The sequence below is a fragment of the Streptomyces sp. NPDC059255 genome, from assembly GCF_042752355.1.
GTDB lineage: Bacteria > Actinomycetota > Actinomycetes > Streptomycetales > Streptomycetaceae > Streptomyces.
In genome coordinates, this window is sequence record NZ_JBHYZP010000017.1 from 86252 (window position 1) to 105794 (window position 19543).

At 68.8% G+C, this 19543-nt stretch carries 18 protein-coding genes and 3 pseudogenes; 13 read left to right on the forward strand and 8 right to left on the reverse strand.

Annotated elements, in window-relative coordinates; all coding sequences use genetic code 11:
* Positions 1 to 75: 75 nt before the first annotated feature.
* Both ACFXKG_RS20875 and ACFXKG_RS20880 read left to right on the forward strand, forming a co-directional pair.
* On the forward strand, positions 76 to 849 hold the full coding sequence (locus tag ACFXKG_RS20875; protein ID WP_384840915.1) for an SDR family oxidoreductase: 774 nt from the start codon (positions 76 to 78) through the stop codon (positions 847 to 849).
* A 114-nt stretch (positions 850 to 963) separates the two neighbouring features.
* Positions 964 to 1173, forward strand: coding sequence for a tautomerase family protein (locus ACFXKG_RS20880; RefSeq protein WP_384840918.1), 210 nt, complete (start codon positions 964 to 966; stop codon positions 1171 to 1173).
* Between the two features lie 516 nt (positions 1174 to 1689).
* Here the strand turns inward: ACFXKG_RS20880 and ACFXKG_RS20885 are convergent.
* Positions 1690 to 1815 carry a hypothetical protein gene (locus ACFXKG_RS20885; RefSeq protein WP_384840921.1) on the reverse strand — a complete coding sequence of 42 codons (126 nt, stop codon included), beginning with the start codon at positions 1813 to 1815 and terminating at the stop codon, positions 1690 to 1692.
* A 151-nt stretch (positions 1816 to 1966) separates the two neighbouring features.
* On the opposite strand from ACFXKG_RS20885, the gene ACFXKG_RS20890 reads away from it, so the two are divergent.
* Complete coding sequence (locus ACFXKG_RS20890) at positions 1967 to 2899, forward strand: hypothetical protein (protein ID WP_384840924.1); 933 nt, start codon at positions 1967 to 1969, stop codon at positions 2897 to 2899.
* Positions 2900 to 3536: 637 nt separating this feature from the next.
* The gene (locus ACFXKG_RS20895) at positions 3537 to 4520 is read left to right on the forward strand and encodes a phosphotransferase family protein (protein ID WP_384840927.1); all 984 of its coding nucleotides are present in this window, start codon (positions 3537 to 3539) and stop codon (positions 4518 to 4520) included.
* Positions 4521 to 4952: 432 nt separating this feature from the next.
* Here the strand turns inward: ACFXKG_RS20895 and ACFXKG_RS20900 are convergent, their stop codons facing one another.
* Entirely contained in the window at positions 4953 to 5378 is a 426-nt protein-coding gene (locus ACFXKG_RS20900) for an HIT family protein (RefSeq protein ID WP_384840930.1), read from the reverse strand.
* Between the two features lie 257 nt (positions 5379 to 5635).
* Between ACFXKG_RS20900 and ACFXKG_RS20905 the strand changes: the two genes are divergently transcribed.
* The 3 genes and pseudogenes from ACFXKG_RS20905 to ACFXKG_RS20915 all read left to right on the forward strand — a co-directional run bounded on the left by ACFXKG_RS20905 (position 5636) and on the right by ACFXKG_RS20915 (position 9000).
* Positions 5636 to 6526: a hypothetical protein gene (locus ACFXKG_RS20905; RefSeq protein ID WP_384840933.1), complete on the forward strand. Its 891-nt coding sequence runs from the start codon at positions 5636 to 5638 to the stop codon at positions 6524 to 6526.
* A gap of 199 nt (positions 6527 to 6725) precedes the next feature.
* Positions 6726 to 7424: a hypothetical protein gene (locus ACFXKG_RS20910; protein WP_384841154.1), complete on the forward strand. Its 699-nt coding sequence runs from the start codon at positions 6726 to 6728 to the stop codon at positions 7422 to 7424.
* A gap of 114 nt (positions 7425 to 7538) precedes the next feature.
* Positions 7539 to 9000: pseudogene (locus ACFXKG_RS20915) on the forward strand (NF041680 family putative transposase).
* A 238-nt stretch (positions 9001 to 9238) separates the two neighbouring features.
* Here the strand turns inward: ACFXKG_RS20915 and ACFXKG_RS20920 are convergent.
* Positions 9239 to 9616 carry a hypothetical protein gene (locus ACFXKG_RS20920; RefSeq protein ID WP_384840936.1) on the reverse strand — a complete coding sequence of 126 codons (378 nt, stop codon included), beginning with the start codon at positions 9614 to 9616 and terminating at the stop codon, positions 9239 to 9241.
* An 87-nt stretch (positions 9617 to 9703) separates the two neighbouring features.
* Between ACFXKG_RS20920 and ACFXKG_RS20925 the strand changes: the two are divergent.
* Both ACFXKG_RS20925 and ACFXKG_RS20930 read left to right on the forward strand, forming a co-directional pair.
* Positions 9704 to 9827, forward strand: a pseudogene (locus tag ACFXKG_RS20925) (alcohol dehydrogenase); the annotation flags it as partial.
* Between the two features lie 159 nt (positions 9828 to 9986).
* Positions 9987 to 10397 carry a hypothetical protein gene (locus ACFXKG_RS20930; RefSeq protein ID WP_384840939.1) on the forward strand — a complete coding sequence of 137 codons (411 nt, stop codon included), beginning with the start codon at positions 9987 to 9989 and terminating at the stop codon, positions 10395 to 10397.
* Positions 10398 to 10512: 115 nt separating this feature from the next.
* Here ACFXKG_RS20930 and ACFXKG_RS20935 read toward each other — a convergent pair whose 3' ends face one another.
* The 4 genes from ACFXKG_RS20935 to ACFXKG_RS20950 all read right to left on the reverse strand — a co-directional run bounded on the left by ACFXKG_RS20935 (position 10513) and on the right by ACFXKG_RS20950 (position 13781).
* Complete coding sequence (locus tag ACFXKG_RS20935; RefSeq protein ID WP_384840942.1) at positions 10513 to 11790, reverse strand: cytochrome P450; 1278 nt, start codon at positions 11788 to 11790, stop codon at positions 10513 to 10515.
* A 153-nt stretch (positions 11791 to 11943) separates the two neighbouring features.
* Positions 11944 to 12507, reverse strand: coding sequence for a dihydrofolate reductase family protein (locus ACFXKG_RS20940; RefSeq protein ID WP_384840945.1), 564 nt, complete (start codon positions 12505 to 12507; stop codon positions 11944 to 11946).
* 95 nt (positions 12508 to 12602) lie between these two features.
* Positions 12603 to 13187 (reverse strand): hypothetical protein, encoded by a 585-nt coding sequence (locus ACFXKG_RS20945; RefSeq protein ID WP_384840948.1) that lies wholly within the window; start codon positions 13185 to 13187, stop codon positions 12603 to 12605.
* A gap of 57 nt (positions 13188 to 13244) precedes the next feature.
* The gene (locus tag ACFXKG_RS20950) at positions 13245 to 13781 is read right to left on the reverse strand and encodes a hypothetical protein (protein ID WP_384840951.1); all 537 of its coding nucleotides are present in this window, start codon (positions 13779 to 13781) and stop codon (positions 13245 to 13247) included.
* Positions 13782 to 14120: 339 nt separating this feature from the next.
* On the opposite strand from ACFXKG_RS20950, the gene ACFXKG_RS20955 reads away from it, so the two are divergent.
* From ACFXKG_RS20955 to ACFXKG_RS20965, 3 genes and pseudogenes are all read left to right on the forward strand, one after another.
* The gene (locus ACFXKG_RS20955) at positions 14121 to 14465 is read left to right on the forward strand and encodes a CU044_2847 family protein (RefSeq protein ID WP_384840954.1); all 345 of its coding nucleotides are present in this window, start codon (positions 14121 to 14123) and stop codon (positions 14463 to 14465) included.
* A gap of 14 nt (positions 14466 to 14479) precedes the next feature.
* Positions 14480 to 14977, forward strand: a pseudogene (locus ACFXKG_RS20960) (serine protease); the annotation flags it as partial.
* Complete coding sequence (locus ACFXKG_RS20965) at positions 14895 to 15698, forward strand: ketopantoate reductase family protein (RefSeq protein WP_384840957.1); 804 nt, start codon at positions 14895 to 14897, stop codon at positions 15696 to 15698. The pseudogene ACFXKG_RS20960 and the gene ACFXKG_RS20965, both read left to right, overlap by 83 nt.
* A 190-nt stretch (positions 15699 to 15888) precedes the next feature.
* On the opposite strand, the gene ACFXKG_RS20970 is transcribed toward ACFXKG_RS20965, so the two are convergent.
* Positions 15889 to 16380, reverse strand: coding sequence for a ricin-type beta-trefoil lectin domain protein (locus ACFXKG_RS20970; RefSeq protein ID WP_384840960.1), 492 nt, complete (start codon positions 16378 to 16380; stop codon positions 15889 to 15891).
* Positions 16381 to 16736: 356 nt separating this feature from the next.
* Here ACFXKG_RS20970 and ACFXKG_RS20975 point away from each other — a divergent pair, with 356 nt between their 5' ends.
* Positions 16737 to 19469 (forward strand): BTAD domain-containing putative transcriptional regulator, encoded by a 2733-nt coding sequence (locus ACFXKG_RS20975; RefSeq protein WP_384840963.1) that lies wholly within the window; start codon positions 16737 to 16739, stop codon positions 19467 to 19469.
* The last annotated feature ends 74 nt before the right edge of the window (positions 19470 to 19543 follow it).

Here is a 19543-nt window from a genome sequence, read left to right on the forward strand (position 1 = left end):
GCGCTCGGCCAGGTCACGGACCCAGGGGATGACATCCCCTGGTTGCCATGGTCAGGACCGCGCATCGTGGAGGACATGACTACGAACCACCAAGCTCATGCGCCGACAGCGGCATCGGCAGCCGCGCGGGTCGCCGTCGTGACCGGCGGATCGCGCGGCATCGGCCGGGCGGTCTGCGAAAGGCTCGCCCGGGACGGGCTGGCCGTCGTGGTGAACTATGCCCGCGACGCGGCGGCCGCCGAGGAGACGGTGGCAGCGATCACCGCCACCGGTGGCCGGGCAGTGTGCGTGCGGGCGGACGTGGCGGACGAGAACGCCGTCACCGCACTGTTCGACCGGGCGGAGCAGGAATTCGGCGGCGTCGACGTCGTCGTGAACGCGGCGGGCCGACTCGCCCTGTCACCCATCGCCGACCTGGACCTCGGGGTACTCGACGCCGTGCTGCGCACCAACCTCCGCGGCACGTTCGTCGTGGCCCGGAGTGCCGCCCGGCGACTGCGTGCGGGGGGCTCGTTCGTGGCGTTCTCGACCTCCGTGGTGGCCACCCAGTTCCCCGCTTACGGCGCGTACGCGGCGAGCAAGGCTGCTGTCGAGTCGATCACGCTGATCCTCGCCCGTGAGCTGCGAGGCCGGGACATCACCGTGAACACCATCGCGCCCGGCCCCACGGCCACGGATCTCTTCCTCGACGGCAAGACCCCCGAACAGATCGAGCAGCTCGCCAGGACCCCGCCCCTGGAGCGGCTGGGCACCCCGCAGGACATCGCCCGCGTCGCCGCCTTCCTCACCAGCCCCGAGGGGCACTGGATCAACGGCCAGATCCTGCGGGCCAACGGGGGCATGGTGTGAGCGAGCAGCCGAGAGCCGTGGCGCGATCCCCCCCAGGCCGGCCTCTGATCACCGACACCGGCACCACAGATACGTCCGCGCCCGCAGAAGAGCCCACTCCCAGGAGAGACCGCTATGCCTTTCGCCAACTTCAAGGTCCCCGCAGGCACCCTCACCGCCGAGGACAAGAAGAAGATCGTCGAGCGCACCACCGACCTGTATGCGGAAATCTACGGTGAGCGGGCCCGCCCCACCACCGTCGTCCTCGTCGACGAAGTCGTCGACGGCGGCTGGGGCGTCGCCGGCGACATCCTGACCGCAGCCATGCTCAACGGCGACGCCTGACCCCGAGCACCGGAGGATCTCGTGATCTGCACGGGGTGCCCGCAGTAATCGCCGCGAGACCGAACGGATATCGCTGACCGGTGCTGATACGCCTCGGCGATGTCCCGTTACGCAGGCTCGTGGGGCCGGCTGCGGACTCTGCCGGGAGAGCGGCAGATGGTGGGGCGGGTGACGCCGAACTCGTCGGCGGTCCGCGGGACGGCAGACCCACCGGAGTCGTACCTCGCGCAGGATACTTCAAGCCGGCTGTGTGCACGCCCGCTTCCCTCAGCGGCCTTGAGCGACGACGTCGTGGCGGTACCGCAGTGACCGCCGGCTGCTGGGCGAGGGCGCCGGCGAGAAGACCGTCCCGGTCCCACAGGGTCTCCGGGTCCTCCGTCCGCTCGGTGAAGTCGGAGACCCGGACGAACTTGAAGTCGACGTGCGGGAGGGGCGGCCCGACGAGCGTGATGATCAGCCGCGGCTCGCCGACATGCTCCCCGGCGAATCCGGACACCAGGGAGGCCCGGGAGCCGATCAGTACAAGCCGCTCCCGCATGACCACGTCGTACGCCTCGTCGTCTCGTCGTCGATGACCAGGATCAGGTCCACGTCCGAGTGGACATCGGGGCGGCCGCCCGCGATCGACCCGGTGCTCGCCACGCCGTTGCCGCCCGCGCTCCGGTGCGGTCGCCCGGCACATCCCGCCCCGGCCGCTTCACCGAGATGCCCCGGCCCGCCAAGCTTCTGCGTGCGCCCCGTTCCTTCTGCGGCCGGAACGGTGGACCCTGGTCGGTGGGGAGGTGATCGCCTCATGGTTGACGACGGACAGCGGCTCTTGGTGATCAACGTGCCGAAGGTGACGTTCTACCCCGAGCCGCTGGGGCGGACGGGGTGCTCGTACCACCCCGTCGGCCGCTCGTACCAGGGCATGCTCGGCTGGACCGCCGTCCGGGGAACCCGGGCCGAGCAGGACGAGTGGCGGGCGGCCGCGGACCGGTTCTCCGCCGCGGTCCGGGCGGCGGAGGGCGCGTACTGGGCGGTCGCCCGGGGAAGGGGCCGCCACCTGCCGGGCGCGGGGCGGCGGAAGGAGCGGGCGGCGGAGCGGTTCCGAGAAGCGGCGGCAGTCGCCGAGGAGCACTACGCGCCGGTACGAGCGGAGATCGGGCGGCGCCTGGCCGCCGAGGCGGAGCAGGCACGGCGGGAGCGGGAGGAGAGCGAGCGCCGCCGGGCTGCCGAACGGGCGGAAGAGGAGGCGCGACGCCGGGTAGTTGTGGCCCGTGCGGCCCGCTGCCACGATCTGGCGCGGCGGCAGGTGTGGGGTTGGGCGGTCGTCGGTGACGAGGAGCGGGGTGGGACGGAGATCTTGGCGCACCGGCACGACGTACCTACCGGGCAGCCGTTGGCGGCCTCCTCGCGGCAGTCCGCACAACCGCTGTCGGCGGGCTCTCTGGAGCAGGAACTGTACAGACTCCGGGAGGAGTTGGGCCTGACGGACGTGCGATGGCAGGAAGCGGCGATGGAGTGTGTGGCGGCGGAGTGCTCGACTCCGGACGACCTCGTGCCCTTCGAGGTCTGGTGGGCCACCGTCACCGTGCGCCAGTGGCGCTCCCCCCGGCAGGTGCCGCCGCCCCCGCCGCCCCCGGCCGGCCCGGGCCGTGCGTACGGCTTCTACGGCAGCGACTACGGAGGCATCGGAGGCGACCACGGCGGCGGTGGATACGGTGGAGGCTTCGGCGGCTACTGAGCCCCCGGTCCGCCGGAGCAGCACCCCGCGCTCGCGCAACTTCCGCGTGGTGAACTCCATCCCCGCGTCTTGGACGCCGCCGGCGAACAGGCCACGCGTACAGGTCACAGAGTCCCTCCTTGAACACCAGCCGCAGGGAGGCGGCATGATGACGTGCCCATCGCCGTGGCGGTCCGCTCGTTGTTCGCGCGACGTACCCGCCCGACCCGCACCGGGATTGTTTACGTGCGGAAGTCGGACCAGGTCGGACGGCCCGGCGGGCAGACTGCGTACATGCAGCTCCCCGCCGAAGCAGTCGCCGCCACCGAGGTGATCGAGGTCGTCAGAATCCCCGCCCTCCCGGCCGAGCGGGGCGTTCCCTACCCCGGCAGGGTGGTCGCACACTGGATCGGGGGACAGGCCACCGACGTCTTGACCTTGATCGAAAGCCTGCCCGGCAGTCAACAGCACCGCTGCGGCTTCTCGCCGGGCTGGGGTATCCGGGCGTACGACGGCTCTCTTGATCCGGTGGCCGGCCTCCTTCCGCGCGGCGAGCCCGTAGTCGACCGATCCGATGAGCGGCAGCGGACATCTCGTACGGCTTCGGCGTTTCTCAGGGAGCCCAGGGCAGTCGTAGCACTTCGATTCGAGGATCAAGATGAATTCAGAGAACTCCCGCGAGACGCGGGACGCTACTGCGTCAGCCGGGTTGCCGCAGCAGACGGGCACGCGCCGGATCGCGTGGAACGCGGTGCCGCAGGATGTCGCGGCCGGCATCGAGCGCCTGCTCGGTGCCGGGGTCGCCGAGGCGGCCGGGCAGCCCGGTGGATTCTCGGAGGGCGTGGCTTCGCTGCTGACGCTGACCGACGGTCGCCGGGTGTTCGTGAAGATGGCGAGTTCGGAGCACGCTCCGGCGGTGTCCGCCTTCCACCGCAGGGAGATTGCGGTCACGCGGCAGCTCGCCACCGCTTGGACGCCCCGGCTGCTGGACGCCTACGACGACGGTGTCTGGGTTGCGGGGGTCTACGAGGAGATCCGGGGAAGGCTGCCCGCGCAGCCCTGGCGCCCCGACGAACTCGACCGGGTCCTCGCCGCACTCACCGAGCTGGCCGAAGCCCTGACCCCGTCACCGGTCGACCGCACGCTGCTTTCCGAGCCGCGACTCGGTGGTTGGCGGGCACTGGCCGGGCACGGCGGCCCGCCGGTCGACCGGCTGCGCACCATGGCCCCCTGGGCGGTCGGCCACCTCACCGACCTGGCCGACCTGGAGGCACAGGCCCCACAGGCCCTGGCCGGCACAACCCTGCAACACGGCGACCTGTACCCGTTCAACATCATGCTCCACGACCAGCAGGTCTTCGTCGTCGACTGGCCGCACGCATGGATCGGCGCGCCGTACTGCGACACGGTGACGCTGCTGTCGAGCGCCTCGCTCAGCGGCGCGGACCCCCAGGAACTCGCCGAACGCCATCCCCTCACCCGCGCCGCGGACAGGGAGCGGATCGACGTCATGCTTGCCGCGCACTCCGGCTTCCTGCTCCGGATCGTCGCATCTGCGGGCCTGGACGCGGACCAGAACCTGGTGGAGATGATGACCGCGCTGGGACTGGCTTCCCTCCGCTGGCTGCAGAGGCGGAGATAAGAGCCGACGGTCGGACCTCTGCCGATGTTCCGATTCCGGCCGTCCGGAACGAGAACGCCTGCGTCTGCAACTCGAAGGACTCATCGACGTCGAGCAATCGTCAGCGGTGTGGACGTTGTCTTCCGGATCGTGCGTGGCCCCGAAGATGTAGAGGGCGTGCGTGAGGAGTTCGGGTTTCATCGTCAGGACCACTGCGGCCAAAGGTTCGACGGGGTCCAGGGGCATACGGTGGTGGTTGAACGCCTCGCTGATGAATTCAGGGCGGATTCACGCACCTTGGTCACGGGCTCGTCGAGGCGGGCGCCGGTTACCGTGCGGGCGAAGGCCACCGACGAACGGTGGAAGGCGGCCCGAGCGACCGACCGGGCATCCCGAAGGAAGACGAGCACCACTGTGGGTGACGGCTGAGCCGGGCAGATCAAGAGCACTTGCTCAGGATGTCAGCGCCTTTCGCAACAAGGAAGCGCGGGTGACCCGAGCGTCGCGCGGTGCTTCGGATACTCCGGGATCAGGCATCTGGAATCCATCTCCGTCGAAGCGCGGGATGACGTGGACGTGCAGGTGGTGAAGCACCTGACCGGGTATGCCGTTGTTCTGCGTGATCGTGCTTCCGGCAGCTCGGTAGGCGTCTTTCACCGCAGTCGACACTTTCGCGACGACCTCAAAGACTTCCTGCAGGAGATCACTTCGGGCTTCATGCAGGCCGGTCACATGGGCGAGCGGCAGCACCAGGGTGTGACCTGGGTTGTTCTCCCGCTGCATGAGAGTGGGGATGACGAAGACGTTCTTCGATCGGTATGCGACCAGGTCCGCGTCGATCTCGCCTTGGCCGATCAAGCAGAAGGGGCAGTCACTCACTCGGAAACCTTCCGTCCTCGCCACGTTCGCACGCGGCTGCTGGGACAAGCCGTATCGCGGAGTCTGGCAGGTCACTCCAGGTTCGGGCATACCGTTTTCCCGGTCCTCGGCCAACTCCTGCCACCTGACGCCGTCACGCTGTTTCCGGGGGACCGGTGGCGGAAGGTGAGCGCGGGGCATGTCTCCTCCGGCGGCCTGGACCGGCTGGTCCGTTCCACGTGCTGCGTGCCGTGGTGGGGATTCACCAGGGTTTTTCCATGGTTCGTGCGAAGGACATCCTGTTCACCCCGGCCGGAGTAGGAGCTGACGTTGATTCCCATGAGGGGTACTTCGAGAGCGAGAGAGGTCACATCATCGTGGAGCGACGTAAGTTCACTGCCGCGCTGTCCGCGGCCGCGGGCGCACCGGTCCTGTTCGGGGCCACGCCGTCCTACGCCCGGGACGCCGGGCACCACCCGGGCGTAGACGGGGCCCGCCTTGAGCGTGACATGGCGACCGCGCTGGCCGCGGAGCTGGGGGACAGGGCCACGGCGCGGCGTGTGGCTCCCTGGAGTTACGACATCGGCTTCGACTGGTCCCCGCCCACCGCGCGGGTCGAGACGTTCGACTTCCTTGTCGGCTACGCGTTCGGCAACCGTGCGCCCGCGGGCGGCGGGGATCCTACGAAGGTGCTCTACGAGCCGGGTCCGGTGAACGAGCAACTCGCCGATACGATTGCCCGTATCAGGGCGAGGCGTACTGTGCCGGTGTTCGCGCAGTGGGAGATCGCGCGGTTCCTGGAGTCGAAGTACCGGATGTCCCAGGTTGTTTCCATCGAGCCGGAGATCGCGGCGGACGGCACGATCACGTATCTGAGCACCGACGGGGTCGCCGCGCAGATCGAGCAGGCGCGCAAGGGGAACCCTGGTGGTCCCGGGAGGGCCGGCGTTGTCGGATTCCGCGACCACGTCAAGCGCTGCGTGCTGACCACGCGGGGGCGCAACATGGAGGCGTTCGCGCCCGAGGGCTTCGAGATGCCGGGCACCTACGATCCCGAGTCCGGGCAGATCTGGACGAGGCGGCGTGACCTCTATCTGGTGCACGACATGACCGCGCAGTGGACGATGCTGAAGGCGAGGCTGGGGGCGGAGCTGTATCCGAACGGCTGACGGGTCCGGCTCGCAGGGGGACGGGGTGGCCACTGCCCACTCTGCTGTCCTCACTCCGGCAACATTCACGCTGTTCCCCTCGGCGACCGCTGTGGCTGCTTGTCCCGGACCGACAGGGTCACCGCCTTCGCTGAGATCTCTTGGCTTGTGATTTATCCACTCGTCCTCGTCAGTGGAACAGGTGTCCGTTGTGATCACCATGCGGAAGACTGTGCGTGTGACGCTTCCTACTCCGCTTGCCGCTGCTGAAGAGATCCACGATCACCTCGTCGATCAGCTCAACCTCGCCCTGCGCCGGCCCGGGATGTACGGGGGCGAGGTGGCTTTCCGGATCCTGGTTGACCACCTGCTGTTCGTCGAGCGCCAGCCCGAGGCGTGGAACCAGCTGAAGCAGAGTTGGGAAGAGCAGGGGCTCTGGACCCCCATCGGCCTCAGTGGGGCCTTCCAGGATGTCTTCCCTGCGCGGGCTGACTGCTACGAAGTCGCCTCGGTGTACGCGGAGTTCGCGCAGCGATGCGGCTGGCTCAAGCCCGATCGGGTTCTCACAGGTGAGGAGTACGAGGCCCTCACAGGCCGAGTCCGGGAGTGGGCCGCGGCTGACCGCACCTGGGCTGACGTGACGGCGGAGTTCGGTCCTCCCTCTGTGCTGTTCGGAGGGAACAATCCGCTGTACGGGAAGACGCTCGGCTACCTCTCGGAGGATCCGCAGCAGCCGATGGTGGTCTTCCACCTGTGGAACGGCAGCGAACCGGGGGCCGAACCGTGGCCGCCGGAGCATGCGCAACCGTTGCTCCTCGCAGTGCGTTTCGGCGGCGGCTCGTTCCGCGGATCGTTGACCTTCACCCCCGAGGGCGAGCGGAGAAAGCCGACGGTCGAGTATCCTTGCCTGCCGCAGTAGCAGGTCCGACGGCAAGCGCAGGTCACCCACATGGGGATTTCCAGGACAGCGGACCCGCCCCCGCATGACTCTGGACCTCCAAGAGGTACAGGACTCGACGCGAAGGCCGTGCTGGTGAGCGTGGTGGAGCAGAGCATGCAGTGCGAGCCGTTCTCGGAACTGTCACGCTTCCGGGGGGGCTTCTACGACTGCCTGACCGGACGGCGTGACGCGCTGTTCGAGCTCACCGACGCGGTGCTGTGCACCGACGGTCCGGTGAAGACCCTGGTCGGCCCGGCGCTGGCTCCCGAGCACCGGCGCGGGCACGGCGCCCTCTACGGCGCACTGAACCGGGGCCGCCTGGACGCCCCCCGGCTACGGACCGAGCTGGCCGGCCTGCCGCTGCCGCGCGCCGCCGGCGGCCGCCTGGTGCTGGCGGTGGACGTCTCGCCGTGGCTTCGCCCCGATGCCGACACGAGCGACGCCCGCTCGTTCTGCCACACCTACGGCCGGGGCGACGCCAAGCACCAGATGATCCCGGGCTGGCCGTACTCGTGGGTCGTCGCCCTGGAATCGGGCCGAACCTCGTGGGTCGCCCCGCTGGACGCGGTGCGGCTGCGGCCCGGCGACGACCTCGCAGCCGTCACCGCCACACAGTTGCGGGACCTGATCGAGCGCCTGGTCGCCGTCGGCCAGTGGAGCCCGGGCGACCCGTCGGTGTTGATCGTGACCGACGCCGGCTACGACGTGATGCGGCCGGCCTACCTGCTGCGCGACCTGCCCGTGGAGATCCTAGGACGCCTGCGCTCGGACCGGGTGATGCGCCGCCCGGCACCGACCCGTGCGGAGTTCGCCCTCGCCAACCCGGCCGGCGGGCGGCCGCCCAAGCACGGCGGCGAGTTCATCTTCAAGGACGCCAGGACCTGGGGCACCCCGGACGCGGAGTCGAAGGCCGAGACCACCCGCTACGGCACCGCCCACGCCCAGAGCTGGGACCGGCTCCACCCCGAGTTGCAAGGGCGCGCCGCCTGGCGCGACCACCCCGGCCAGCTCCCGGTCATCGAGGGCACCGTCATCCGCCTACAGGTCGACCACCTGCCCAGCGGAGGCGACCCCAAGCCGCTGTGGCTGTGGTGGTCACGCCCCGCAGTCGGCCCCGCGGAGACCGATCTGGCCTGGCATGCCTTCCTACGCAGGTTCGACATCGAGCACTTCTTCAGGATGATCAAGCAGACACTCGGCTGGACTGCTCCGAGACTGCGGGAGGTCGAAGCGGCGGACCGCTGGACCTGGCTGGTCGCCACTGCCCACACTCAGCTCCGCCTCGCCCGCCCCCTGGCCACCGACCTGCGCAGGCCCTGGGAGAAGCCAACCGAACCGAACAAGCTCACTCCAGCCCGAGTCCGTCGCGGGTTCCGACACCTGCACGCCAGCCGCAGTGCCGAAACCCACCCGGCCCGGCCCAGGCCGCCCGCCCGGTTCGAAGAATCGCCGCCCCGCGAACCGCTACGACGTGGGCCTGCTCCTGGCCACCGGCGAGTCCTACCGCCGACCAACCCACCACAAGGTCGGCACCAAACCACGCCGCACCGGATAAATCACAAGCTTGGCGTCTGTGTCGCATGACGGGGCCGACGCGGTGGCTGCGGGCGTACCGAGGCGTTCCAGCGACTTGGTGAGCAGGTCCATGGTGTCGAGCGTGCCGTGTGCGGCCTGCGGCCTGCGGGCTTCAGCCGACCGAGCGGGTCGTCCTCACCAGTCGGGCGGCGCCGATCGGCGTGACCAGGCGTGTTTTTCCCCTAGTGATGCACTCCCTGCGGTGATTGCTGGACGTGTCACCAGATGAGGAGTCCGCCTCCCATCATTCCCGCGCGCCCGGCGGCATCTTCGATGATCGTCAACCGGTCCAGGATGGCGTCCCTGTGTGTCTCGACCGACCGCACGGGCTCAGTCTCCGCCACGATCCTCTCCAGGTTCTCGCGGAGCAGGAGGCACTCGCGCAGGAACTCAGGGACCTGCTCAGGTTCGACCTGCAGGTCCGCCTCGGCCAGGACCGGGAAGAAGCAGACCCCCAGCGACCGCACCACCGCCGAGCCCCACACGCGAGTGCGCCAGCTCTCGAAGCCTGCGGAGTCCGAGTATCCCTCCGGAACATCCTGGATGTGTCTCTCACCGTGCGGACCGACAACGAAGACATCTACCGAAAGGCTCATGGGCGTAATGGATCACACCCTCAACGCCGTGGTCCAGGAGGTCGGTCAGCACCATCGGTAAGCGGGGCGACCGCGGGCGCCACGAGGGCCGGGCACGGCCTCGGTGCCGAGATCGAGCTGTTCGAGGCGAGCCGGATCAACGAGGCGTACGAGCCCGTCCTCACCTCGGACCTCCGCTACCGCTTTCGTGATCGACACGGCGACGATCTGAGCCGTACGGCAGGGAGCGGTGGGTCGGCATTACCTCGTACGTAATCGACGCTCGCGGTGTGGCCGGGCACCCTTACGGGACTGGAACTCGGGCGACGCACTTCGTCCGAGTTCCAGTCCCTCGTCCAGCCCGTGCATACTCGATGGAGGCCGATTCGCCATGTCCGTAACCCTGCTCGCCGGTATTTCCCGCACCACTGAGCCACAGGCGATGCTGCGCCGCTTTCTCGCTCTCGACGCCACGGTCACCGGGGTCAACGGACTGGCGTACGTCACGTCGTCCGGACCGCTCGGCCGACTGCTCGGGATCGATGGCACTTTTCTGTTCGGAGTGGGTGTATTCCTCGTTCTGTTCGCCGCTGGGGTCGGTCTTCTCGCGAACCGTCGGCAGGCCCCACGGCCAGCGGTGAAGGTCGTCGTCGAGGCGAATCTGCTGTGGGCCGTCCTCAGCGTCGCGGCGCTACTGTTCTGGTTCGGGCCGACCACGGCCGGTGCGGTCTGGATCCCGGCGCAGGCGCTGACCGTCGCCGGTTTCGCCGTCCTGCAGTGGTCCGCGCTGCGCCGGATCTGAGACCGGCCAGGTCACGGTGGCGTACGGACTCGATGGCCACCCGGCGCCGGTAGTCGCGCCAACGCCGCCACCGCCCGGCCGGACTTACCGTCACCCCGACCGCGAGGTCGGAGAGTTAAGGAACCGGCTTCGTACGAGCGGGTCTGCGGCGCGGTGTGCTTCGGGTGGGCAGCGTGCGCGTCCGCCCGCGCTCCATGGAGACGGGCAATTCGCGCAGGCTCCTGTTGCGCAGCGATGTGGTCCACCGCAGCTCGCTGACAGGGCCGACCAGCGACAGCTCCGGAAACCGGCGAACCAGACTGGTCACGGCGATCTCGTTTTCCAGCCGCGCGAGGGAAGCACCCGGGCAGTAATGGGGGCCGTGGCCGAAGGCAAGGTGCCCGCGAGTGTCACGCGTGGGATCAAAGGTCTCGGGTGTGACGAACCGGTCCGGATCGCGATTGGCCGAGGCCCAGGCCAGCCAGACGCGTTCCCCCTCGCAGATGGCCGCCTCGCCGATCCGTATGTCCTGGGTGGCGAACCGCCGGACGGCCAGCATCGCCGGAGAGTTCCAGCGCAGCGCCTCTTCCGTGACCTGGTCCATGGTCAGTTCTCCGCTGCGCAGAGCAGCGAGGTGAACCGGGTGGGAGAGGAGGGCCAGCACGGTGGTGGAGATCAGGCCGGCGGAGTTGTGGTAGCCGCCGAAGAGGAGAAGGAAGGCCATGGACACCAGCTCTGCCCTGCTCAGGCAGGGGCCGTCCGGGTGGGTGTGTTCGTCGATGAGCGCGGACAGCAGGTCGTCGCCGGGAGCATCCCGTTTGCGCTCGATGAGCTCGGCGAGGAAATGGTGCATCTCTCGCATGGCCTCACGCGACCGTACAGCGGCGTCGGGCGCCGGGCTGTGCAGGGTGTCTGTCCAGCTCCGGAAATCCGGGCGGTCGTGCTCCGGGATGCCGAGCAGGTTGCTGATGACAGTGAGTGACAGGGGTATGGCCAGGTCGGCCACGATGTCCGCGTGGCCGCCGCGTGCGGCCAGTCGGTCCAGGAGCTGATCAGTGACTGTCTGAGTGGACTGCCTGAACTGCTCGGTTCGTTGTCCGGTGAATGCGCTGTTGACCAGACGGCGGAGCCGGGTGTGGGTCGGGGGGTCGGTGTTGAGCAGATGCGCGTCCAGTTCGGGCGGCATGGAATCACCGTGGCGGCCGGCGGTCTTCGCGTGGGCCTTGTTGAGCGAGAGCCTAGGGTCCGCTGCCGAAGCGCGTACGTCGTGGTAGCTGGTGACCAGCCAGACCGGTGCTCCGTCCGGGGCAAGAGCCCGCAGGGTCGCAGTTGTACCGCGTAAGGCAGCGTACGAGGCGTGAGGATCGGCCTGGAAGGACTCGTCGAGGAGCACCGGGGGCCGGGGGTCGGGCATAGGAGTGATTCCTCGTCAGCTCGATGGTGATGTCATGGGTGAGAGCACCGCGCCGACGCCTGGACGGTGGGGTGGAGAAGGGCTGCGTCCCTCCTTCGCCGCACCAGGGCGTGGATCACGCTGGAAGCCTCCGATTTTCGAGATCCTCGTGACTCAGCGCGCCACGCGGTAGCGGAGGTAGGCGATTCCCGAGTCGAAGGTGCGGGTCTCGACGAGTTCGAGATCCACCCGGCGCTCGTGCCGGGGAAAGAACGGGATGCCACCGCCGACGAGTACCGGGTAGACCCTGACCCGGTACTCGTCGATCAGACCCAACGCTGCGGCCTCGGTGGCGAGCCTCGCGCCGCCGATCGCGATGTCGCCCGCCCCTGGCTCGGCTCGCAACTGCTCGATCTCCGCCGCCAGGCTGCCGGAGGCCAGGCGGGCATGGCCCTGCACCGCCGACAGCGTGGTGGAGAACACCACTTTCGGGAGCGGCTTCCAGAGCGCGGCCCACTCGAGTCTTGAGTCGTCGAGCGATGGATCCTGGTCGGCGGTCTCCCAGTACAGCATCGTCTCGTACAACCGCCGTCCCAACAGGTGGACGCCGACGTGGCGAATCTCGTCGATCCAGGAGCGGAAGACCTCCTCGTCGGGTGTCGTCCAGTTGAAGTCGCCGTCCGGCCCCACGATGTAGCCGTCAAGCGATACGTTCATCGAATAGGTCACGCTGCGCATCAGAAGTCCTCCTCGGTGACGGGTTCAACAGTACGACCGTCCGCTGATCTCCACCTTCGAGATCGTAAAGCCGACAGCCACTGAGATACGGCTTCTCAGACGCGAGGCGGCAGAATCTCGATGATCTCCGCCATGCCGACAACAGGTTGGGCCTCGTGCAGGGTGATCACATCACCGGGCTTCAGATGCTGCCACTGCTCGGGCTGCAGGGGAGCCAGGCGAACGTTGGCTGTCTCTCCAGGGCTGAGCCGCGGCGCGAGTTCGACCCAAAGTCGCGCGATGTTCAGATCTTGTTGTCCGTCTGCTGTGCGGTGACCGATGTCCCACAGAGGTCTGAGCCGACCGTCCCCCGAGAAGGCGCTCCGGCGTCCTCCTTCGTCGACTCCCAGCAGAGTCAAGGTCGCGCGGATCATGCCGTGTTCGGCTTCCCAGCCCCGCCAATCGCACCAACGGCGATGGTGGTCGAGCATCATCTGCCGGGCGGCTTCGGAGAGCATCTCCCAGAAAGTAATGGATGCCGGATGGACATCCGCGATCTCGATGAGCATGTCGAGCGCCACCTCCCATTCCAGGAGCTCGATCTCCTTGCGAACATCTCCAGCCGTCAGGGCGTTCTCCGCCACGGCGACCTCGGGCAGTAGGCCGGCGGCCTGGCGAAGGAGTGTGAACGCGTCATCCATGTGCTGGATTGTCGCCTGGTCCCGGAGCCTTGTCACAGGGGAGAGGAGGGGGCACGGTCAGCGTGGGATCAGCGAGCCCTTTTCCGTGACCGTCAGTCGCGCCTGGTGGCCGCCCGGCGAGCAGGCGCGGCCGTTGGGATAGGTGGGCTGCGGGGTGGTGCTGATCTGTCGGTCGAGGACGGTGGCGCCGCGCTGGTCCTTGAATTCCAGCGTGACGTGCACCGGCTCTCCTGGCAGGTCACGTATGTCCACGAAGCCCGGCCAGATGGAGAGTTCGGGGGTTTGGGGGCTCCTGGCTGCCGGGCCTTCTGCAGTGGTGGCGGATTCCGTGGTCATCACCGGGTTTCCTGGGGCTGCCGGTTCTTCCGGCGCGGTCTTACGCAGCTTCAGCGTGCGCTTTCGGCATGTGTCGTCCCAGCACACGGCGAGGGTCGCGTCGGCCACCCTGTTCGACAGTTCCGGATGCACCTCGATCCGGATCCCGGCGGGCGCGTACATCAGGGTGCAGGAACGGGTGTCTCCCGCAAAAACCCCGCACCCGGTCAGCAGGGCCAGAGTCCCCAGGAGTAGTGCCGATCCGACGCTGTTTCGCACGCTGGCTCCTCGGAGACCGTCTGTATCGAGATCAGTGGCCACTCATGCTCGCACGGCAACTGCACCCTGCCGCTCAGCTGAACCGTCGCATGCCATTACCGGTCAGTTGCCGAGCCGTTGTCGCGTGAACGCGGGTCGATATCCCGAATCAGCTCCCATGGAGCCTTCACTGATCTCGGAACGGTTCATCTCCTGTGTTCACCGCACGCATAATCTGGCCATTCCTGCGTTATTGCTGCGGCCGTGGTGTGCGGATGGTAAATCTGTGCCCATGACGAGGTCGGTGGCCGGCTCGGCGCCGGGCGGCATCGGACCGCGTACACGGGGACGGGAGGACCGGTGGGCAGCGTTGTGCGCATACCGCTGGAAGACGGGGACACGGTGCTCCTGGAGATTCTCGGTGACGGGGCGGACGGGGCGGACGGACCGGTCAAGGCCGGCCGGCTCGGCGACCTCGTCGACGAACTCCCCATCGGCCTCCGTGCCGTGCTCCAGCCGGTGACAACCGCCTCCCGGACCATCCTCGAACAGCTGAGGCAGGTTCAGCCGGACGAACTGGAAGTCGAGTTCGGGGTCAACCTTGCCGGTCGGGCCGGAGCCGTCATCACCAGCACCGAGGCATCCTGCCATCTCAAGGTGCGCCTGCAGTGGAACAAGTCCCGGCAACCACCGGCGACAGGCTGAAGGCGGGCGACGAGGTGGCAGGAACGGCGCCGGAGGCGTCAGTCGCCCGTGTCTTCACCGCGGACGGCAGAACGGCCGGTGCGGGGTTCCTGGTCCATGAGGACCTGCTGATCACCTGCGCACATGTCGTCCGGAATGCCAGGGTGTCCGCAGGCGAGAGGGTCTCCGTCCACTTCCCGCACGCGGGCCATGTCGCGCGCAGCACCGCGATCCTGCTCGCCGAGGGCTGGCGCGACCCGGGAAAGCAGGACCTCGCATTCATCCGGCTCGACAGCACACCGCCGGGCGTCGGGGTGATGCGGTTGGGCTCGTCGGCGGACGGCCGCGGTCACCGGATATGGAGCTACGGCTTTCCCGCCCAGGCCCCGTCCGAGGGGCATTTCGGCTACGGGCAGGCGGGCCACCTCCTGCCGGTCGACGGCACGCCCGGTGGGCTGCTCCAACTCACCGACAGCAACGACCTGGCCACCGGTTTCAGCGGGAGCCCCGTGGTCAACGCGAGAGGCGGCGTCGTGGCTACGGGCCGCCGTGAACGACGACTCCATCGTGCTCGTCGCCCAGAACGGCATCGAACACCGAGAGCGTGTCGCCCCCTACGTCGGTCGGGCGGCCGTCGTCCCCGCGATCGTCTACGTGCCTGTCGAGCGGCCCGCGCCCGGCCGGGCGATCGTCCACCGACCGGCCGACCGCGACCTCACCCTCCCCGCCGGCCTCGCTGCCCTGTCGGCAGCCGAACGGCTTGCCGCAGGCGGCATCAGGGTGGAGAACGCCGCCGACTTCACCACTGCGGCCTGGCGGAAGGTGCTCACGAACATGGGCAGCAACCCGATCACCACCCTCACCACACGCCGCACCGAAGTCGTTCGCGAACCAGGCGTCGCCCGCTATGCCCTCCACCTCCTGAACGAGGCCACCACGGTCGCCCGCGCCGAAGGCGCCACCATCGGCGACGACGTACCGGACGCGACCATCGCCTGGCTGCAGAACCTCCCCGACGGGTCCTCCACCTCGATGCTCCAGGACCGCCTCTCCGGCAGGCCCCTGGAGCACGACGCGCTCACCGGAGCGATCCTGCGCGCCGCCGCCCGGCACACCCTCGACGTACCCCACATCGAGTCGCTGCACGCACTCCTCGGCGCCATCAGCGCCGATGCTCGGGCGAGGCACGCTCCGGACCGGGGACGGGACCGGTCGAACCGCGGGTCGCCGAAAATCCGCCCCGCCTCGTCGTAGGTGAGCACCGGCCGCTCCGGGGCGCGGCCGGGGGCACCCGCACGAGCGGCGCCTCACGATGCCGTAACCGGTACAGGTGTGCCACGTGGTCTTTCGGCATGCACGTGGTCTTTCGGCATGTTCGATGGTTCCGCCGGGACGGTGGGCCGCCGATGGGGGGCGGCCCACCGTGTTCACGGGGTTCGCCGGCTCACACCTGGTCGATCACCCAGCGGGACGACTGCCCGGCGGGCTTGAAGACGACCTCGCTCCCGACGCTGCCGCTCCCGTGCAGGTACTTGCCGCTCCAGTTGTGCTTGATCTGCTTCGGGCTGCCGGACGTTGTCGTCCACTTCTGATGGTCGCCCTTGTTGCACTTGAACGTGTAGACGTCCGCGCCGTCTCCGTCGAGGCAGTGGTCTGATGCCGGGTTCCTGAAGAAGCCGCCGCTGATCTGCCACACCTGCTTCGCGCTGCGGTCACACGCACCGAGGGTGACGTTGCCCTTGTCTCCCGAGATGTTCACCACCTGAAGGCAGGAGTTGCTGCTGTTGCCGTTGATCACCTGGAAGTTCGCCGCCCGTGGCGCCTGTGCCGTCTGCGCTGCCTGCGCCGAGGTTGCGGCGCCGGCCAGCAGCGTCGAGCCGAACGCGAGCGCCGCGCCCGCACCTGCGAACCGGGTGAAGCTTCCCTTGAGTCCCATGCTTGATCTCCTCGATTGACTACGGATCGCCCCCGTGTCCGCCACCGCGCGGGCGCCTTCGGCGACCGGCTCGCGGGGATGGGCGAGGACGAAGGCCACCGTCTCGCGCGCTGTCCTCACGGCGTCATCACCGCGTCACCACCGCCGTTGGGCAGACATTCCCGTGAACGCTATGCTGTGGTTCAGTTACGTTCAGTGAGAGGGAAGTTCGGGGGATGGACTTTCGCGTACTCGGCGCGCTTGAGGTCTGGACGGGTTCTGAGCGGGTGCTTGTGCCCGGAGCGCGTCGTCAACGGGTGCTGGCCGCGTTGTTGCTGGCACCGAACTCGGTGGTACCGCTGTCCAGGCTCACCGAGATGACCTGGGACGACGAGCCGCCCGCCACAGCCGTCAAGCAGCTGCAGAACTCTGTCTCGGCACTGCGCGGACGCTTGGGCGACATCGGCCAGCGGCTCATCCGCACCGAGGAACCCGGCTACCGGATCTGCGTCGGTGAGGAGGCTCTCGACTCCCTCCGGTTCGCCGCCGCTCTCGCCGACAGCCGCCGCCACGCCGCTGAGGGGAGCCTGGACAGAGCAGTTGGGGTGATCCGGTCCGCATTGAGCCTCTGGCGTGGTTCCGCGCTCGACGGGCTGGGCTCCGCGGCGCTGGCCAGATCCGCCGCCCGGCTGGACGAGCAGCGGCTCGGCGCGCTGGAGCTGTGTGGCAGGTGGCGGCTGGAGATCGACGAACACCACGAGGTCGTCGATGATCTCGCGGATCTCGTGCACGATCACCCATTGCGCGAGGGGCTGCACGCGCAGCTGATGACGGCGCTGGACCGGTGCGGCCGACGCGCGGACGCGCTGCACGTCTTCCACCGCCTCAGAACCCGCCTCGCCGAAGAACTCGGAGTCGATCCCGGAGCCGACGTACAGCGGCTGCACGAGCAGATCCTGCGCGGCGCCCCCCGGCCCCGCCGTACCAACCGCACCCGTGCCGTCAGCGTGCTGCCCGCCCCGAGGCCGTCCCGGGCCGTCGCCTCCCCGGTACCCCGGCAGCTGCCGCAGACGATCCGTGACTTCACCGGCCGCGCCGATCACCTGGCCGCGCTCGACGCCCTGTTACCCCCGGCCGGCGGCCGGGCCGTGGTGATCTCCGCACTCGACGGCTCAGGCGGAGTAGGCAAAACGACACTCGCGGTGCACTGGGCCCACCGCGTCCAGGACCGCTTCCCCGACGGCACACTGCACACCAACTTGCGCGGTTACGGTCCCGGCCAGCCCGCGAGCCCGGACGAGGTACTCGACGACTTCCTGGTCGCGCTCGGCGTACATCCGGCAGCGGTGCCCGCCGGGACCGGCGCCCGCTCGGGACTGTTCCGCACCCTCGCGGCAGGACGGCGCATGCTGATCGTGCTGGACAACGCCAACAGCGCCGAACAAATCCGGCCACTGCTGCCGGGAGCACCCGGGTGCATGGTGCTGGTGACCAGCCGCGACAGCCTGACCGGCCTGGTCGTCACCGAAGCCGCCCACCGGCTCACCCTCGACGTCCTCTCCCCGGCCGAGGCGCTGAGCCTGGTCGTCGGCATCATCGGCCCCACCCGAGCCCGAAAAGAATCAGCCGCGGTGGAGAATCTCATCCGGCTGTGCGCCCGGCTGCCGCTGGCGCTGCGGATCGCCGCCGGACGCGCGGCCGCCCACGAACACGCCTCCGTCACCGACATCGTGACCGAACTCGCCGACGAGGACTCCAGACTCGACGCACTGAGCTGGGGTCAAGACCCCTACGCCGCGGTCCGCAACGTACTCGAATGGTCCTACGAACAACTGACCGCGCCGCAGGCCCACCTGTTCCGGTGTCTGGGCCTGCACCCCGGACCGGACATCTCGGCACCCGCCGCGGCAGCCCTCGTGCGCCTTCCTCCACACGAAACACGGCGGCTGCTCAACACGCTGGCCGACGCACACCTCATCGAACCGTCCGCGCACGACCGATACCGCTTCCACGACCTGCTGCGCGCCTACGCCGACGAGCTGGCCTGGAAACACGACGCCGAGGACGAGCGCAGCCACGCCCTCGACGCGTTGCTCACGTGGTACAGCCACACCGCTCACACCGCCGACCGCCGACTCTATCCAACCTGCACACGCCTGGTGACAAACCCCGCCGAACCTGCCCACCCCCACCCCATCCCTGACCGTGACCACGCCTGGGCATGGTTCACCGCCGAACGGGCCAACCTGGTCGCCGTCCTGCACCATGCTGTCGACCGCACCATGGACCGCTACGCCCTGCACCTTGTCGATGCTCTCGGCTTCCTTGTGCTCATGGGCGGCTGGGAGGAACGCATCGACACCGCCACAGCGGGCCTGCGCGCGGCGCGGCGCTCCGGCGAGGCCGAACACGAAGCCAACGTCCTGCTCGCCCGCGGAGAAGCACTGGCCCACCTGCAACATCCCGACGCGGAGCCCGACCTCGCCCGCGCCTCCGCACTCGCCCGGGACGCCGGCAACATCCACATCCAGATCGCCGCCCGCACCGAACTCGGTCAACTACTGCGCAGACAAACCCGGTTCGCCGAAGCACTGCTCCACTTCGACGAGGCGCGCGCACTCAGCCGAGGATTCGACACCGGACGGTGGGAAGCAGTCGCGGAAGGCAACATCGCCCAACTCCACGCCGATCTCGGCAACTACCAGCAAGCCATCGACCACGGCACACGCAGTGCGCAACTGCGCCACCAGCTCGGCGATACCGACGGCGAAGCATGCGCACTCTCTGCCATCGCCAGAGGCCGGCAGGGCATCGGCGACCACGAAACGGCGATCACCAACTGCCGGCGTGCGATCGCGCTGGGCCGCGCGTCCCTCGGCAGCCATGACGAGACACTCGCCTGGCCCCTCGCCGTGCTCGCCACATCGCTGAACCACCTCGGGCACGTCGACGAGGCCATCGCCTGCTGGCAGGAAGCCTCCGCCATCTACACCGACCGAGGACTGGACACCGACGCCGCCACGATGGACCACCACATCCGAACGGCACACCACCTGCCCCCCGATACATATCCCACCGTCCGCATCGCGGACCAAAGCCTCATCCGTTGACGGACCGCCTGCCACACCCCTGGTGGGTGAGAAAATCGGCGAGTCCAGCAGTCGGCACGCTCTGGCCGGCCACT